The organism is Methylobacterium sp. 391_Methyba4, assembly GCF_029691625.1.
GTDB classification, from domain to species: Bacteria; Pseudomonadota; Alphaproteobacteria; order Rhizobiales; family Beijerinckiaceae; genus Methylobacterium; species Methylobacterium fujisawaense.
The window spans coordinates 6,525,055-6,542,441 of sequence record NZ_CP121475.1; the positions used below are offsets into that span (position 1 = coordinate 6,525,055).

The following is a 17,387-nucleotide window of genomic DNA, read 5'->3' on the forward strand; positions in this document are numbered from 1 at the left end:
CGACGCCATGAGTAAGGGATATCCCTCGATGACCGCCCTGCTGGGACTGCTGGCGGTGGCCGGCTACCAGAACCGCGACCGGATCGCCGAGTGGCTTGGCGGCCACGCCAAGGATCCGGCGCGGTCGCCGGCACCGCAGGTCCCGCCCGCGACGGGGTCGACGATCCCGGCGAACCTGGATCGCCTCCTCGGCGGCGCCAGCGCGGGGGGCGTCGGCGGCCTCATCGCCGGCGGCCTGACCGAGCTGGTCGATCATTTCACCAAGGGCGGCCATGCCGAGACGGCGCAATCCTGGATCAATCACGGCCCGAACCGCGACATCCCGGCCGCGGATCTGGAGCGCGCCATCGGGCCGGACACGTTGGCGGCCCTGGAGCAGCGCACGGGCCTGAGCAAGAGCGAGCTGTTGGAGCGCCTCTCGCGCGACCTGCCCTCGGCCATCGATCGCTACTCGCCCGAAGGACGACTGCCGGCCTTCAGCTGATCCGCTTCGCGGAGGTCGTCGCGGCGACGCCGCGACGACCTCCGCCGACGATTCCGGCAGCCGCTACTCGACCAACTCGTCCACCTTCGCCATCAGCGAGGGCGAGATGGTCAGACCCAGGGTGGCGGCCGTCTTCAGGTTGAGCAGGGTGATGAAGCGCTCGCTCGCCTGCACCGGCAGGTCGCCGACCACCGCGCCGCGCAGGATCCGGTCGAGGTAGCCCGCCGCCCGCTGCACATCCTGCTCGACGCTGGTCGTGTAGGCGGCGAGGCCACCGAGGCGGACCGGCGCCGCATAGGCGTAGACGGCCGGGAGACGGTAGGCGGCCGCCAGATCGACGATCCGCTGGCTGTACACGCCGGTCACCGCGTCCGGCAGCGCGATGAGGCCGCCCTTCGGCTGGGCGGCGAAGCCCGTGATCGCCGCCTCGATCTCGGCGGCGTCGTGCACGCCGGCGATCCGGGCGTCGATCCCGAGTTCGGGGCCAATCCGGGCCATCTCGGCCGTGTAGCCCGCGAGGCGCGCCCGGTAATCCGGGTTGATCAGGGCGAGGGCCCGCGTGACGCCGGGACTGAGTTCCTTCAGGAGTTGCAGCCACTTGCCGACGAGAATGAAGTCGAAGTTGGTGAAGCCGGTGAGATTGCCGCCGGGCCGCGACAGGTTGGATACGAAGCCGCCGCCGACCGGATCCTGCAGCATCATGAAGACGACCGGAACCGTCGTGGTCGCCCGCTGGAGCGCCGTCGCGCCGACGACGCCCTGCGCGAGCACCACGTCGGGCTTGCGCGCCAGAATCTCCTCGGCCTGACCGCGCATCCGCTCGGCTTCGCCGTTGCCGTACTGCAGGTCGACGGCGAGGTTCTGGCCCCAGATCCAGCCGGCCCGATTGAGGCTTTCCTTGAGCGTGTCGACGATGACGGGACTGTCGGGATGCGCTTCGCCGTAGACCAGCAGGATCCCCAGGCGACGCTGACCCTTCGCCGGCCCGGCGGCGAGGGCCGGCCACGCGGCCGCGCCGCCGAGGCCCGCGATGACGTCGCGCCGTCTCATGCGCCGGTCTCCCGCCTTCACCCGTTCCGAGCCGCGCCGATCGGGAGGGGGTCCGATCGCGCGCCCGGGGATGGTAATAGGCGCTGCCTTAAGGCGGGGCTATCGCGGGTACCGATGGGGATCCCGGCGGGGCGCGGAACTCAGCGGACCTCGACCCGGCTGCCGCTGCCGCCGTTCAGGAGGCGCTTCAGGTGGAAGGCCGCGACCCCGTCGTCGGGACGCAGCCCGACCAGGGCCGCGAAGGCCGCGAGGGCGCCGGCCTCCCCGGCATCGAGCTTCGCGTAGGCGTCCTGATACTGGGCGAGCGGCGCGTCGCCGTAGACCGCCTCCGTCAGGGGTTCGTAGGCGCGCAGAGCCGTCTGCTTGCCGCGCAGGAGGAGGTCGCCGAGGGGCCGGCCGCGGAACTGCCCGGCCCGGATCACCACCGCCTCGCTGACGCAGATCCGCGTTCCGAACGCCTTGTTGGCGTTCTCCAGGCGTGCCGCCGTGTTGATGGTGTCGCCGTAGGCCGTGTAGTCGAAGTATCGGCCGCCGCCGAAATTGCCCACGATCGCCGGCCCGGCATGGACGCCGATCCGCGTCACGCCGATCTCGATCCCCCGCTCCCGCCAGCGCGCGCGGAACCCCTCGGCCACCTGGTCGAGGGCCAGCGCGCAATCCACCGCCCGGGCCGCGTGGTCCGGTTGGTCCCCCGGCGCCCCGAACAGCACGTGCAGGGCGTCGCCGACGATCTTGGCCACCGTCCCCTCGTGGGCGAAGACCACGTCGGTCATCTCGGCGAAGTAGCCGTTGAGGATCTCGGCGAGCTGCGCCGGGTCGAGACTCTCCACCAGGCTGGTGAAGCCGGCGATGTCGGTGAACAGGGAGGCCACGTCGCGCCGGTGGCCGCCGAGTTCCAGGCCCGATGCATCCCCCGCGAGCCGCTCGGCGAGGTTGGGCGAGAAGTACCGGGCCAGAGAGGCATGCGCCCGCTCGGCCAGCGATTGCCGCCGCCGGCCCTCGCGCAGAGCCTCGACATGCCTCAGCGTCCGCTCGATCGTCGTCTCGAGATCCACGAAGTCGATCGGCTTCGTCAGGAAGTCGAAGGCACCCCGGTTCATCGCCGTGCGGATGTTTGCCATGTCGCCATAGGCCGAGACGATGATGGTCGAGGGGCGCTCGGCAAGGTCCTGCAGCTTGGCGAGCAGCGTCAGCCCGTCCATGCGCGGCATGTTGATGTCGGACACGACCAGATCGACGTCGCGGTTGTCCGAGAGGCGGTCCAGGGCCTCCTGTCCGTCATGGGCGAACAGGAACGTGACGAGGCCCTGGCGGATCTGGCGGCGGAACTTCTGGGTGATCAGCGCCTCGAGATCCGGCTCGTCATCGACGACGAGGATCTTGGCGCTCGGCATGCCGGGCGTCATTCGGCCCCCGAGAGCGCGGAGAGGCGGCGGTCGATCTCGGCCTTCAGGACGGGGAAATCGATCGGCTTGGTGATCAGGCCCACCGCGCCGGCGGCGATGACCTTCTCGCGCGTCTCGGCATCGCCGTAGGCCGTGATCATGATCACCGGCACGTCGGGCCGGGCGGCGCGCACCCGCGGCAGCAATTCGAGGCCGGTCATCCCGGGCATGTTGATGTCGGAGAGCATCAGAATCAGGCTCGGATCGTTGGACCCGTTGATCCGGTCCAGGGCCTCCGCCGCCGAATGCGCGAAGCCCATCGCGAACCGTCCGGCGCGCAGCTCGCGGCGGAACTGCTGCCGAAACAGGTCGGTCACGTCGGGTTCGTCATCGACGACGAGGATCAGGACGTTCATGGCTGGCTCTCGGTCTCGCTCGCCGGCTGTGGAGGCGCAGCGGGCGCGGTCGTCGTGACGCTCTGGCGCGGCAGGGTGATGGTGAACTCGGTGAAGGCGCCCGGCTCCGTGGCGACGTCCACCGTCCCGCCGTGTTGCTTGACGAGGATGTCGTGGCTCAACGAGAGCCCGAGCCCCGTTCCCTCGCCGGCCGGCTTCGTGGTGAAGAACGGATCGAACATCTTGGCCTTGACGCTGTCGGGGATACCGGTGCCGTTGTCGCGCACGCGGATCTCGATGCTGTCGCCCCGATCCCGGGTGGCGATCGACAGCGTCGGTTCGTAGCCCGGCTCCGCGCCGTTGGCCTTCTTCTCGGTGGCGTAGAATCCGTTCGACATCAGGTTGAGGAGGACCCGGGTGATCTCCTGGGGAAAGAGGTCGGCCGTGCCGGCGGCCGGATCGTAATCGCGCACGAGGGTCACGTTGAAGCTGGGTTTCGCCGCACGGGCTCCGTGATAGGCAAGATTCAGGCTCTCCTCGACCAGAGCGTTGACGTCCACCGGGCGATGCTCCCCGGACCCAGTGCGCGAGTGCAGCAGCATATTCTTGACGATCGAATCGGCACGCTTGCCGTGCTGGACGACCTTTTCGAGATTGCCCTTGAGAAGGCCGGTGATCTCCTCGACCTCCTCCCGCGTGCTCGGATCGAGCGAGGCGGGTTCGAGCGTGTCCCGCAACTCGTCCACCAGCTCGTTCGAGAGCGATGCGAAGTTGTTGACGAAGTTCAGCGGATTCTTGATCTCGTGGGCGATGCCGGCGGTGAGTTGGCCCAAAGACGCGAGCTTCTCCGATTGCACGAGACGGCTCTGGGCTCTCTGAAGGTCATCGAGTGATTGATTGAGGTCGCGGGTTCGCTCCTCGACCTTGGCTTCCAGGGTCTCGTAGGATTCCTGGACGCGGCCTGCCATCGTGTTGAACCGGTGCGCAAGGGTCTCGATCTCGTCGCCGGTGCGGATCACGATGCGTTCCGAGAGGTCTCCGGATCCGAAGCGTTCTGCGCCATCCTCCAGCTGTCGGATGGGAACGACCATGCGCCGCGCCAGAAAGGTCCCCGCCACGGCCGCCAGCAGCACGCCGAGGCCCATCAGGGAGGTGGTCTGGATGACGGATTCCAGAGCCGGCCCCATCGCGTCGCGCAGCGATTCCTGCACGAACACGATCCAGTCGACCCGCGGGATGGTGGCATGGGCCGCCAGCACCCAGCCGCCGTCGAGGCCGGTGGTGATCTCGTAATCCTGTCCCGCCATCCGGGATCCGGGCAGCGCCGCCGCGACCTCCGACAGACCGGACAGGTCGGTGTCACGCAGGACCAGACTCAGATCCGGGTGCGCGATCAGGCGTCCGGTCGCGGTCGTCACGAAGGCGTAGCCGTGCTCGCCGACGTTGATCGCGCTGACCACATCCCAGATCAGCTTCAGATTGACTTCCGCGACGGTCACGCCCGGGTCGCGGCCGGCATGGGCGACCGAGACCGTCATGTAAGGCTCGGAACCGCGCCGGAAATAGACCGGGCCGAACCAGGTCTTCTGGGCGAGGGCCTGGGTGAACCGCGGAGAGGTCGAGAAATCCTTGCCGCTGCCTACGGCGTCGGGTTCGAGCCGCGACACCCGCAGCTGTTCCTTTCCGGCCGGATCGAGATAGGCGACCTCCGTTATCGCCGGCGCCTGGCGCAGCAGGCGAATGAAGTCGTAACGCTGCTGCTCGGGGGGGATCCGCCGCCACTCGGCGCGGGTCGTCCAGCCGATCTGGCTCTCGATTCCGGACAGGAAGGCATCGACGCGTTCCGCGGCCGCCCGCGCCTTGGTGCGCTGCGTCTCGATCGCCGTCCGCTTGGCGTCCTGATAGTTTAGGGTCAGGTCGACGGCCCCGTTGATGAGCAGGACCAAGCTGACGAGGCCCACGAAGGCCACCGCGAACTTGACCGACAGCGGCACGCGGAGCCACCGCGGGACCGTATTTCCGGTCGGTGGGGGAAGCGCCGTCACTCGACGATCTCATCGGCTTGGGCGAGGAGCGCCGACGAGATGTCCACGCCCATGCCGCGCGCGGATTTGAGATTCACGATGAAGTCGAACTTCGTGGGCGCCTGGACCGGCAGGGTTGCCGGGTTCTCGCCGCGGAGAATGCGACCGACATAGGCCGCCGCCCGACGGACCGCCTCGGTCGGATCGGGACCGTACGACATCAGGCCGCCGCGATAGGCGAAGCGCCGGATGGCGAAGACCGTCGGGATCGTGTTGCGCGTCGTCAGCGCGACGATGCGATCGCCGTTGGCCTCGCTGAATGTCCCGGGCGCGACGATCAGCCCCCCGTGCCCCTGTCGCGCGAGATCTGCGATGACAGGATCGATGTCGGCAGTCTTCTCGACCTTCACGACCGTAGGTTCGATTCCCAGCGCGGCCGCGGTGCTGCGGAACGGCTCGGCGTAGAGGTTCTTGCCCCGGATCTCGGTGCTCGGATTCGACAGGAGCGTGACGCGTCGGATGCTCGGCACGGCTTCCTTGAGGGCCGCCACCCATTTTCCACCCAGGGGCGCCTCGTAGAGCGTGAAGCCCGTGATGTTGCCCCCCGGGCGTTGGAGGCTCTCCACGTACCCGAACCCGACCGGATCGGAGGCGCCGACGAACACGATCGGAATCGTTCGGGTCGCCGTCGCGACGGCCGAGAGTTGCGCATTCAGATAAGCGAAGATGACCGGCGGCCTTGCGGCGACGAGTTCGGTCGCCAGGATCCGCGTCCGCTCGGGGTCGGCACCGCCCCAGCGGTGATCGACGGGCTGATCCGGATGCCCCTGGTCGCGCAGGGCGGCATTGAACGCCTCCGCGAGCGCGCGACCTTCGTCATCGCTTTCCGTGAACGGCCAGAGCGCCGCCACGTGGGCCTGCGTCTGCGCTCCGGCGATGCGTGGCCATCCGGCCAGCGCCAATCCAGCGATTACGGTGCGCCGCCTCATCCGACCATCGCGCCAAGTCTCCGCCCACGGCCCGCGCCGCGCGGCCCGGACCGCGCGCATCGGCCCGGCCCCCGCGATCGATCGCCGGAGCATAGTGCAAGCTCGGCATTGACACCACGCGCCGGCCCGCCGGCAACGCTCAAAATGCCAGCCGCATCCCGCCGACGATGTTCCGTGGAGCCCCCGCGAAGATCGAGCCGGTCGTCGTCGCCAGCACCGCCGCCCCGTTCTGGAGGCCGGTCGTGGCGCTGATCCCATTGGCGAGATTCTGCGCGGAGGCCACGTAGGTCGTATCGAACAGGTTGCGCACTTCGAGATAGACGCTGAGCCGCTTGGCGTATCCGCCGGTCAGGTCCGTGGCGTAGTGCAGGTTGGCGTTGACGATCGCATAGCCCGGCGCCTTCAGCGAATTGGCATTGTCGAGGTAGAAGTCGCCCTGAACCACCGTTTCCACGAAGGCTCCGAGACCGGCGAGCGGCCCGCTCGGCACGTCGTAGCCCAGGCGGGCCAGCAGCTGGTGGGCCGGAACGCCGGGGATCCGGTTCCCCGCCCGGTCGAACCGACGGCTCAGGCTGCCCGCGCTGAGCTGCTCGGTGTAGCGGGTGTAGATCTGGTCGTCGAACGTGTAGGCTAGGGTTCCGCGCCAGCCGGGCGCGAAGGCCCAGTCGGCGCCGACCTCGATCCCCCGATGCTCCGAGGCGGGCGCGTTGAACGTGTAGGCGAGGAGGCCCGCCCCTGGCGATTGCGTGACCAGCTCGTTGCGGAAGAACTCGTAGAAGCCGGTGACGCTGAAGCGAAGATCCGTCACCGGACTCCACTCTGCGCCGAGATCGAAGCCCAGATTTTCCTGCGTCTGGAGCTGGGTGTTGTTGCCCGGAAGTCCGGCGGGGGTGATGAACAGGTTGCTCGCGGCCGGCGTCGTATAGCCGGTGGCGACCCGGCCGCGCAGCGCCCAGGCCGGATCCGGCCGGTAGACTAGCGCCAGTTCCGGGGCGACGTTGAGAAAGGAGCGGTTCGCGTCCGCCACTGTCCGCGTCGCGCCGCTCGCCGCGTAGCTGTAGGCCAGGTTGCGGCCGGTGATGGACGTGCTCTCGGCGCTGAGGCCGAGAACGCCGGTCCATTGGTCCGACAGGGCGAGTTCGAGCCGCGCCCGGCCGCCGAGATTCGACTGCACCGCCGTCTGATCGCCGATCAGCGCCCCCAGGCGCGGGCCATCATAGGGCGCCCGGTTGAACGTCGTGATGTGGTTGTCGATCGTGTTGTAGGCCAGCGCGACGTAGCCGGTCGCCGGCAGACCGAACAGATCCCCCCGCCGGGTCAGGTCCGTCAGGAAATTCCAGGACGGATACGAGCCACGCGACGATGTCTGGTAGAAGGGCTGATCGAAGTTGCGCTCGTCGAAGCCGAGCTGCGTGCGCCACGTGGTGAAGGCGTCGATGTCGTGCTCCCAGCGGGCCGCCACGATGGTCCGGCGGTCGTTGCGCCCGAAGCCGCCTTCATCCGCCGTCACCGGCACGGTCGCGCCGAAGGCTCCGTTCCGGAACAGGTTGAAGGTGGTGCAGCCGGCCGCCGCGCTTGCGGCGGCGGCGCAGCCGCGCTGGTACGGGTTGATCCGGTACTGGGCCAGGGACGAGCGGGCGGGAAGGTTTGCGTCGAGGGTGTTGTTGATCACCTTGAGGGTGAAGCGGTTGTCCGGGGTCGGGGTGTAGCTCGCGAGCAGATTGATGGTCTGCGTGTCATAGCTCGCATGGTCCTGATAGCCGTTGGCGCGGACGTCGCTCGCGAACAGGCTGATCTCGAACGGGCCGCTGACGCCTCCGACGGTAAAGTAATTGCTGAGGTAGCCGAAGCTGCCGGCATCCACCCCGATCTCGTAGCCGTCGATCTCCCGCCCGGTCCTCGTCCGGAACGCGAGCGCGCCCCCGGTGGCGTAATTGCCGAAGAGGGGCGATTGCGGCCCGCGGAACACGTCGATCCGGCTGTAGGCCCGCGGGTCCGTGAGGTCGAAGCGCGACGCCCCGTCCGGTTGGGTCAGGATGAAGCCGTCCTCCAGAACGACGGTGTTCTTGATCACGCCGGTGGAGCGGGCGTTGTTGCCGCGGATCGAGATCACCACGTCCCGGCCGCCATTGCCCTGCCGGACCGTGACGCCCGGGCTGTTCACCAGGACCGATCCGATGCTGGTCGCCGGCCGGTTCGCGATGGTGCCGTCCCGGCCGATGCCGGTGACGATCTCCCCCACCGGATGCTCGATGACCGAGGGGGCCGCGCCGGGGGGTGCGGCCACGCCGAAAGGCGGGGCCGTGGTCCGGCCCGCAGACGGCGCCGCTTCGCCCTCCACGGAGAGTTCGTCCAGCGTCACCGCGGTCTGGCCGAGGGCGGGGAGGGGGGTACCGGCAAGCAGAAGCGCGAGGGCGCGGCCGCGCAGGGCGGTCTGGTCGGGGGGCATCGGAGGACTCGTCTGATCGGTGGGGCAAGCGGCGGGGCCGCGGGCATGGGCAGGCGATCAGGCGAAACGGGGCGGCCCTCGCGGTTGGCCAGGGATGCGGTGGACCGAGACGATGGGCTTTGGGGGCGGGATCGGCCACGTCACCGCATGCCAGCGCAGGCGACGGGCGAGACCGACCACCGTCGGAAGAAGCGGCGGGACGGCGCCGGCCCGACACAGCCCGCAGAGGCCGCAGCCCGTCAGTGCCGGCGCGTGCGGACCGATGGCGACTTCCGTCGCCTGATCCGGCCCGTGCCCGCACAGGATCTGGCCGGGCAGCGCCCACGGCGCCTGCGCCATCCGGAGGGCCACGGCCGGTGCCAGCGCCTGGATCCAGAGCGCGCACACGATCAGCCCCGCACCCAGAAGGCCCGGGCGCCGGCGCGTCAGACGAGAACGGGTCCGCACGGGCATGGCGCCCGTCCGCTCCGGATCAGCTCATCCCGCGCCTTCGGAGCCGATCCACGCCGAGATCGAGACCGAGCATCCCGGCGATCGCGAGGCCGGTCAGCGGGAAGAGGATCCCGAGCCCGAGGATCATCAGGGTCACGGTGACCCGCACCCGCCGGTTAGGCGGCCACGGCGGCACCCCGAGGCTGCCGGCCGGGCGCCGCTTCCACCACATCGTTCCGGCCGTCACGGCGAGCAGGATGGTGGCGAGGCAGAAGGCCAGCATCGCGAACTGGTTCGCGCGGCCCCAATGCTCACCTTTGTGGATCCCGATGCCGTATTGGATCGCCCGGCCGACCGGGCCGAGATCGGCGAAGCGGACGTCGACCAGCGGCCGCCCGGAATACTGATCGAGGGTGATCACCCGCTGCCGGGTGACGTCGCGCGGGTAGATGGCGGCGGCGTAGACCCCGTCGGCGCCGACGGGCAGCGCCAGCTCGAAGCCGTGGGGCATCCCCATGCGTCCGAGACTCGCGACGGCCTCGTCGATTCCAATGCCCGCGCCCGCTGCGGCAGGCGGTGTAGAGCGCGGTATGGGCGCGTCCTGCAGGGTCCAGCCCGCATCCTCGAGCCTGTCGCGCAGGGGTATCGTGGAGACCGGCCGGTTCGCCCAGAGCGCGGCCGGTTGGCCGAGGCCGGCGGCATTCGACCATGCGCGGAGCTGCTGCCCCCACCAGATCGACCAGGGCAACCCGGTGAGCGCGAGGAAGAGCAGACCGCCGCCGGCCACGAATCCGGTGACGGCGTGGAGATCGCGCCACCACACGCGCCGGCGGGGCGTGGCGCGAACGGTGACGACGCCGCCGGTCCGACCGCGGGGCCACCAGAGATACGTGCCCGTCACCACCAGGATGACCGCGAAGCCCGCGACGATCTCGATCACGGCATTCGCCAGCGGGCCGAGCAGGGCGAGGCTGTGCAGCCCCCGAACCACCGCCATGAACTCTCGATCGGAGCCGACGCGGTCGAGCACGTCGCCGGTGTAGGGGTTCAGGTAGACTTGGATGCGGCGATCGCCCACCGCGACCGTGACGCGCGCGGCGGCATCCGGGGCGGCGGGATCGACGTAGGTGACGGGCGCGCCGTCCGGCACCGTCTGCAGCGCATTGAAGATCAGGCGATCCGGGCCGAGCGGCGCCATCGCCTGGGGGGCGACCTTGGTCCGGTACGCGAACAGGCTGCCGTTGATCTCATCCTTGAACAGGTAGAGCGCGCCGGTCGCCGACAGGCTGATCAGGAAGGGCAGGCACAGAAGGCCCGCGTAGAAGTGCCAGCGCCAGACGGCCCGGTAGATGGCGTCGCTGGACAGTCGTCCAGTGGCAGCCGCCCCGTACGCGGGGGCGCTGCCGTGCAGAACAATCGACATGAGGAGAGGTCCGGGCCTGAGCGATCGGGATCGGGATCGTCAGGCCGCGGGCGGACCTCGCGCGGTTCCGTTATAGGCCGGAGGTCCCGTCGTCGGGATCTCGGCTTCCGGGCGCCACGCACACAACGAGGTGGGCGCGGAGGGCCAGGCCGCCGCCTCCGGATCGATGGGGGGCAGCGTCAGCGTCCCGGCCTGCACGACCGTGCAGCACGCATGGACATGAACGCCCTTGCTCGCAGGCTCGCCCGACGAATGCCCGGCGCAGAGCACCTCGCCCGGACCGTCCAGGGCGCGGCTCGGTGTGGCGAGTCCCAGAAAGGCTTGAAGCAGCAGCGCGTAGAGCGCGACCAAGCCAATGATCGCGCGCCCTCTACCCGTTCGAGGCTGCCGCCGGCGCATGGGGCGATCTAGGCGGCCGGGCTGCGGCGCGTCAATGCGCGGTTCTCATACGGCGCTGGACGCCCTGTGCATCGGCGACGACCGGGAGGGGCGCGCCCTGATGAGACCGCGCCGCATCCGCCCTGACGCCGTTGGTTTCGAGGCCCTGCGGACGCCGCAGAGCGCGCCGTGCCGGATGTCGGAGTCCTACGAGCCCGGTCGCCCTTTAATCCGCTCGCCCGGTCGGCAGGGCTGGATTCTTCTCCTGTGTTGCTCATCCTGCGGAGAGATCGGTACAATCTTTATTATTCGTTCTGGATTCATCAGAGCATCAGCTTGACGGCCCGACCTGAGTCAATGAGACGTCGTCGGCAGAGTGCCACGGTGAAGGGCATGCCGCGCGAGCGGGAGCTTGGAGAGGGAACGATGGTCTTCGCAGGTCGCGCAGCAGCTGCGGTGCTGTTCTTATCGATGTTGTCGGCCCCCGCATGGGCTGCGGATCCGATCAAGATCGGGCTGAGCGGTCCCTATACCGGGGGATCGTCTTCGATGGGCGTCTCAATGCGCGACGGCGCCAAGCTCGCCGCTGCCGAAATCAACAAGGCCGGCGGTGTCCTCGGTCGGCCGATCCAGCTCGTCGAGCGCGACGACGAGGCCAAGAACGAGGTCGGTGCGCAAGTCGCGCAAGAGCTTATCAATAAGGAGAAGGTGGTCGCGACGGTCGGGTTCATCAACACCGGCGTCGCGCTCGCGGCCCAACGCTTCTACCAAGAAGCCGAAATCCCGGTGTTCAACAACGTTGCCACCGGGACGATCATCACCAATCAGTTCAAAGAGCCGGATTACGACTCGAACTACGTCTTCCGGAACTCGGCCTACGACGTGCTGCAGGCGGGCCTGATGGTCGACGAAGCCCTCGCGCAGGGCCATAAGAAGATCGCGATCCTCGCAGACTCGACCAATTACGGCCAGCTCGGCCGTGAGGATATCGAGAAGTATCTCGGCACGAAGGGCGTGAAGCCGGTCGCGGTCGAGAAGTTTAACATCAAGGACGTCGATATGACGGCCCAGCTGCTCAAGGCGCAGCAGGCCGGTGCCGAGGTGATCCTCGCCTACGGGATCGGGCCGGAGCTGGCCCAGATCGCCAACGGCATGGCCAAGCTCGGCTGGAAGGTGCCGATGATCACCAGCTGGCCGTCCTCGATGCAGAGCTTCATCGACATCGCCGGCGCGAACGGCAACGGCGTGGTCATGCCCCAGACGTTCATCGAGGACCAGACGCTGCCGAAGCGCAAGGCTTTCCTTGAGAACTACTACAAGACCTACGGCGTCACGAAGATCCCGACCCCCGTGGCCGGCGCCCAGGGCTACGATTCGATCTACCTCCTCGCCGCGGCGATCAAGCAGGCGGGCAGCACCGACGGCGCGAAGATCCGCACCGCCCTTGAGAACCTGAACGAGAAGGTCGAGGGCGTCGTCACCACTTACGACAAGCCCTTCACCGCCAAGGACCACAACGCCATCTCGCGCAACATGGTCGTGTTCGGGAAGGTGCAGGACGGCAAGATCGTCTACGCCAAAGATGAGGACGCCAAGAACGCCGGTGTCGTCCGCGTCAAGGAGAAGTCCTCGAACTGAGGTCCCGACGCCCGCGCCCACCCGGGCGCGGGTGCCCCAGAGTCCGGCGGCACTCCAGCCTGCCGGCACGTCGCATATCGGTCCCGCGGCGCGCGCCGCGCGGCCGGACGACCCTCCGGTGACAACGCATCCATGGCCATCCTGCTTCAGCTCATCGCCTCAGGCGTCGCGGTCGGCATGATCTACGCCGCCATCGCGTTCGGCTATCAGCTCACCTTCGCGACCTCGAAGACGCTCAATTTCGGCCAGGGCGAGGCGCTGGCGCTCGGGGCCCTGTTCGGCCTGACCCTGGTGCCCTTCGTCGGCTACTGGCTGATGATCCCCCTGGTCCTCGTCTTCGGCTTCGCCCTCGGGGCCGTGGTCGAGCGCCTGGGCGTACGCCCGGCCGTGAAGATCAAGTCCGAATACGGATGGATCATGGCGACCATCGCCCTCGGCATCATCTTCAAGAACGTCGCCGAGAATGTCTGGGGCCGCGACGACCTGAAATTTCCCTCGCCGCTCCCCGAGACTGCCCTCGAAGTGGGCGGCGTCCGCATCCTGCCGATGGAACTGCTGATCGTCGCGGGGGCGCTGCTGATGATGCTCGCGGTCGAGATCTTCAATCGCAAGTCGATCTGGGGGAAGGCGGTCGTCGCCACCTCCAACGACATCGACGCCGCCGGCCTGATGGGCATCAACACCCAGAAGGTGATCACCCTGTCCTATTCGATCAGCGCCATGACGGCGGCCTTCGCGGGCGTGCTCGTGGCGCCCGTCACGCTGACCGGGGCCACGATGGGCTCCGTGCTGGCGCTGAAGGCCTTCGCGGTGGCGATCATCGGCGGCCTCGAATCCGGGCTCGGCGTCATCGTCGGCGGCCTGATCCTCGGTGTCGCGGAGACGCTGACCGGCTTCTACATCTCGACCGGCTACAAGGATGTGCCGGGCCTGATCCTGCTCCTCGTCGTCCTCTCCATTCGCCCCGTCGGCCTGTTCGGCAAGGCGGTCATCAAGAAGGTCTGACCGTGACCGCCCGCGCATCTCTCCCGGCAGCCTGAGCCATGGCGCAGACCCTCGCCCCCGCCGACGCGCCCGTCCCGACCGCCGCGCCGAGCCTGTCCCGCCACGTGGGCGCCCTCGGCGCCGTGCTGCTGGTGGTCTGTCTCGCCGCCTTCCCGCACGTGGTGACGAGTTCGTATTACATCCACCTCGTGGTGGTGATCGCCATTTACGCGATCCTGATCCTCGGGCTCGACATCGTGGTCGGCTATACCGGACAGGTCAGTCTCGGGCATGCCGGCCTGTTCGGGGTCGGCGCCTACGCGGCCGCGGTGCTGTTCCTGCACTTCAAGCTCGGCGTGTGGTGGGGCATCCTCGCCGGGATCGGCGTGACCTCGGCCTTCGGCGTGCTGCTGGCCGTCCCGGCGCTGCGGGTTACCGGTCCCTACCTCGCCATGGTGACGCTGGCCTTCGGCACCATCATTCAGATCTTCATCAACGAGCTGACGCCCCTGACCAACGGCCCCCTCGGCATCACCCTGCCGCCGGCCCGCGTCCTCGACTTCTCGCTCCTCGGCCTCCAGGCCCCGTGGGGCGCAGCCGGGCGCAAGCTCGAATTCTACTACCTCGTCTGCGTCGCGCTGCTGGCCACAATCCTGGTCGTCAACCGGGTGGTGCGCTCTCCCTACGGCCGCGCCTTCGAGGCGCTGCGGGATTCGCCGATCGCCTGCGACTGCATGGGCGTCAGCGTCTACCGCTACAAGGTCTATGCCTTCGTGATCTCGGCAGCCCTTGCCGGTCTCGCCGGTGCGCTGTTCGCGTGGTCGGAGCGCTACGTGGCTCCGAACTCCTACGGCTTCGAGCTGACCGTGCTGTTCCTGCTTGCCGTGACGATGGGCGGGCGCAAATCCCGGGCGGGGCCGATCATCGGGGCCGCGATCGTCGTGATGATGCCCAACGTGCTGGCCGATATCGAGCTGGTGCGGATCATGGCGGGGCTCATCGCCCTTGCCGCCTTGATCGTGGGCGCCCTCGCTTTCCTCCGGCGCCGGGAGGACCGCTTCGCCCTGCTGGTGCCGGTCGGGCTCTGCCTCGCCTTCTTCCCGGCGACCCTGGCGCTCGAATCCGTCACCGATTTCCGCCTGACGGTCTTCGGCCTGATGATCCTGTTCGTGGTGTACTACCTGCCGGACGGGATCGTCGGCTTCGTCCGCGAGAAGATCCCGGCGCTCCGGCCGGCCCACACCGCCGAGGGCAAGAGCCTCCACGCCGAGGGGGCGGCGCTCAGCGTCCAGAGCGGCGGCCGGGGTGCCGACCCGCTGCTCACCGTCGAGCAGGCCCTGATGCAGTTCGGCGGCCTCAAGGCCCTCGCCGGCGTCGACCTCACGGTCCGGCCCGGCACGATCCACGGCCTGATCGGGCCGAACGGTTCCGGCAAGAGCACGATGATGAACGTGCTGACCGGTATCTACCGGCCGACCGGCGGCAGCGTGACCCTGGCCCGCGGCCAGGGCTCGAAGCGCCTCGACGGGCGCACGCCCTCCGAGATCGCGGCGGCCGGCGTGGCGCGCACCTTCCAGAACGTGCAGCTCTTCCGGGAGATGACGGCGCTGGAGAACGTGCTGGTCGGGCTCCATCACAGGTTCCGCGGCACCCTTTTCGACGCGATCCTCGGCACGCCGCGCCGCCGTCGGGAAGAGCGCGAGCAGCGCGCCCGCGCCATGGCGATCCTCGACTTCGTCGGCCTGGGCGCCTTGGCGCAGGTGGAGGCCCGCAACCTGCCCTACGGCAAGCAGCGCCTCCTCGAGATCGGTCGCGCGCTCGCCCTCGATCCTGTCCTGCTCCTCCTCGACGAGCCCGCCGCCGGCCTCACCGCCCCCGACATCGCCGAGCTGACGGCGATCATCCGCAAGATCCGAGACGCCGGCATCACGGTGATCCTCATCGAACACCACATGGACGTGGTCATGGGCCTGTGCGACCGCGTCAGCGTCCTCGATTTCGGCCACAAGATTGCCGAGGGCAGTGCCCGCGAGGTCCAGGCGGACCCGAAGGTGATCGAGGCCTATCTCGGCAGCCCGGTCGCCGACGAGGAGTTGACCCATGCTTGAGGTCACGGGTCTGTCGGCCGGCTACGGTCAGGTCGAGGTGCTGCACGGCCTCGATTTCGCGGTCCCGAAGGGGCAGGTCGTGGCGCTGATCGGCTCGAACGGCGCCGGCAAGACCACCACGATGCGCGCCCTGTCGGGCATGATCCGCCCGCGGGCGGGTTCGATCCGCCTCAACGGGCGCGAGATCGGCGGCCTCGAAAGCCACGACGTCGCCCGGTTCGGCCTCGCGCACTCGCCGGAGGGCCGCCGCGTCTTCCCGACGCTCTCGGTGGAGGACAACCTGACCCTGGGCGCCTTCCCCCGGTTGACGGGCGCGCGGCCGAAGGGCGACGTCGCGGCCGACCGCGAGCGCGCCTTCGAGATGTTCCCCCGTCTGAAGGAGCGGCGTACGCAGCTTGCCGGCACCCTCTCGGGCGGCGAGCAGCAGATGCTCGCGATGGGCCGGGCCCTGATGCTGCGGCCGGAGATCCTCCTGCTGGACGAGCCCTCGATGGGCCTCGCCCCGAAGCTCGTGGAGGAGGTGTTCCGGATCATCCGCCTGCTCAAGGCCGAGCAGGTCACCATGTTGCTCGTTGAGCAGTTCGCCATGGCGGCGCTCGGCGTCGCCGACCACGCCTATGTGCTCGAGAACGGTCGGATCCGCTTCCAGGGCCCGGCGCAGCAGATGCGCAATGATCCGGCCGTCCGGGCGGCCTATCTCGGCGGCAGCCACTGAGGCCGCCGCGAGACCCCCGGTCGCGGAGACCGATCCGTTCCGGGGGCTGACGCTTCGGGCGGGGCGCGATGCCGTTAATCTGGACCGTCGCGTCCTGCGGGCGTCGCCCTCGTGAAGGCCGGCGTGTCCTGCACAGGGCTATGCGGAGCCTGCCCAACGACGACATCCGTGCTCCAGCAGCCCGGCCACGCCTCGCTGTGGGGAATCGGACGCATGTACCGCCGGAGGGCCCCGCCGCTCCGGCTCGCGCCGGCCGACGCGAGCACGAATCAAGCATTGCCGGCCAGGAGATGCATCATGGCTGCCCCTGCGCAGAGCCGGATGAAATGAATTGTCATTGATCATCCCTGCATTCGCGATGTCCGAACGCCGGTAACCTCCTCTGTCGCCCTGTCGTGGGGCTCCGGCAGCCTAGGGTGGCTGCCGATCGGGGAGGGCGGTCTGATGAGACGTCGCGTGTCGGCCCTCCTGATCCTTCCGGCATTCGCCTTTGCCGGCTCCGTGCAGCCAAGTGCGGGGTCGCCGGACGCGCCGGCCACCTTCGTCGAACCGAGGGATGGGCCGCACCGTCATTGCTCCGGCTCCTGTATGAAGACGGGGGCCTTGCAATGGATCTGCCGGCGCGATCAGACCTGTTCCATCGATTGTGCGACGGCACCGCCGAAGATGCATTGTCACGACCCCGAGCTGCCGCGCCGGGCGCGCTGAGGCGAGACAGCGCGGCCTGGTACGACTCAGCCGATGAGGCCTCCGAGGCCGCCGGTGACCAGGCGGGCGTGGCCTGCAGGGATGAGAAGGGGGTCATCCCGATGCCGCCGGGAAACGCGTGGCGACCCGGCATCCGCGTCCTCGCGCAGAGGTCTGAAGCTCGGCTGATTCCCAGGATTGTGGAAGCGCCGGTCGGAGCGGCTTGGTCACGCAGGGCGGCGTTCC

General features: G+C 68.9%; 15 protein-coding genes. 6 read left to right on the plus strand and 9 right to left on the minus strand.

What is annotated here, in order from left to right; genetic code table 11:
* The first annotated feature begins 7 nt into the window (after positions 1-7).
* Positions 8-484, plus strand: a complete 477-nt coding sequence (locus P9K36_RS30825; protein WP_043760530.1) for a YidB family protein — start codon at positions 8-10, stop codon at positions 482-484.
* A 63-nt stretch (positions 485-547) separates the two neighbouring features.
* Here P9K36_RS30825 and P9K36_RS30830 read toward each other — a convergent pair whose 3' ends face one another.
* The 9 genes from P9K36_RS30830 to P9K36_RS30870 form a co-directional block, all read right to left on the minus strand.
* Positions 548-1,534, minus strand: coding sequence for an ABC transporter substrate-binding protein (locus P9K36_RS30830; RefSeq protein WP_043345432.1), 987 nt, complete (start codon positions 1,532-1,534; stop codon positions 548-550).
* Positions 1,535-1,674: 140 nt separating this feature from the next.
* A complete protein-coding gene (locus tag P9K36_RS30835; protein ID WP_043760534.1) occupies positions 1,675-2,940 on the minus strand; it encodes an adenylate/guanylate cyclase domain-containing protein in 1,266 nt (421 codons plus the stop codon).
* On the minus strand, positions 2,937-3,335 hold the full coding sequence (locus tag P9K36_RS30840) for a response regulator (protein WP_043760537.1): 399 nt from the start codon (positions 3,333-3,335) through the stop codon (positions 2,937-2,939). The genes P9K36_RS30835 and P9K36_RS30840 overlap by 4 nt, the downstream gene beginning before the upstream one ends.
* The gene (locus P9K36_RS30845; RefSeq protein ID WP_236961696.1) at positions 3,332-5,308 is read right to left on the minus strand and encodes an ATP-binding protein; all 1,977 of its coding nucleotides are present in this window, start codon (positions 5,306-5,308) and stop codon (positions 3,332-3,334) included. Before P9K36_RS30845 ends, P9K36_RS30840 begins: the two co-directional genes overlap by 4 nt.
* 47 nt (positions 5,309-5,355) lie before the next feature.
* Positions 5,356-6,327: an ABC transporter substrate-binding protein gene (locus P9K36_RS30850; protein WP_043761769.1), complete on the minus strand. Its 972-nt coding sequence runs from the start codon at positions 6,325-6,327 to the stop codon at positions 5,356-5,358.
* Positions 6,328-6,466: 139 nt separating this feature from the next.
* Positions 6,467-8,776 carry a TonB-dependent receptor gene (locus P9K36_RS30855; protein WP_043760539.1) on the minus strand — a complete coding sequence of 770 codons (2,310 nt, stop codon included), beginning with the start codon at positions 8,774-8,776 and terminating at the stop codon, positions 6,467-6,469.
* A gap of 57 nt (positions 8,777-8,833) precedes the next feature.
* Entirely contained in the window at positions 8,834-9,229 is a 396-nt protein-coding gene (locus P9K36_RS30860) for a DUF2946 domain-containing protein (protein WP_278306390.1), read from the minus strand.
* A gap of 19 nt (positions 9,230-9,248) precedes the next feature.
* On the minus strand, positions 9,249-10,631 hold the full coding sequence (locus P9K36_RS30865) for a PepSY domain-containing protein (RefSeq protein WP_278306391.1): 1,383 nt from the start codon (positions 10,629-10,631) through the stop codon (positions 9,249-9,251).
* Between the two features lie 39 nt (positions 10,632-10,670).
* On the minus strand, positions 10,671-10,982 hold the full coding sequence (locus tag P9K36_RS30870; protein WP_246410720.1) for a hypothetical protein: 312 nt from the start codon (positions 10,980-10,982) through the stop codon (positions 10,671-10,673).
* A 453-nt stretch (positions 10,983-11,435) separates the two neighbouring features.
* On the opposite strand from P9K36_RS30870, the gene P9K36_RS30875 reads away from it, so the two are divergent.
* The 5 genes from P9K36_RS30875 to P9K36_RS30895 all read left to right on the plus strand — a co-directional run bounded on the left by P9K36_RS30875 (position 11,436) and on the right by P9K36_RS30895 (position 17,162).
* Positions 11,436-12,647 (plus strand): ABC transporter substrate-binding protein, encoded by a 1,212-nt coding sequence (locus P9K36_RS30875; protein WP_043345452.1) that lies wholly within the window; start codon positions 11,436-11,438, stop codon positions 12,645-12,647.
* Between the two features lie 132 nt (positions 12,648-12,779).
* Entirely contained in the window at positions 12,780-13,652 is an 873-nt protein-coding gene (locus P9K36_RS30880) for a branched-chain amino acid ABC transporter permease (protein WP_043345455.1), read from the plus strand.
* Between the two features lie 38 nt (positions 13,653-13,690).
* The gene (locus P9K36_RS30885) at positions 13,691-15,739 is read left to right on the plus strand and encodes a branched-chain amino acid ABC transporter ATP-binding protein/permease (protein WP_278306392.1); all 2,049 of its coding nucleotides are present in this window, start codon (positions 13,691-13,693) and stop codon (positions 15,737-15,739) included.
* Entirely contained in the window at positions 15,732-16,454 is a 723-nt protein-coding gene (locus tag P9K36_RS30890; RefSeq protein ID WP_043380492.1) for an ABC transporter ATP-binding protein, read from the plus strand. Before P9K36_RS30885 ends, P9K36_RS30890 begins: the two co-directional genes overlap by 8 nt.
* A 444-nt stretch (positions 16,455-16,898) precedes the next feature.
* Positions 16,899-17,162, plus strand: a complete 264-nt coding sequence (locus P9K36_RS30895) for a hypothetical protein (RefSeq protein ID WP_100794059.1) — start codon at positions 16,899-16,901, stop codon at positions 17,160-17,162.
* Positions 17,163-17,387 lie beyond the last annotated feature (225 nt).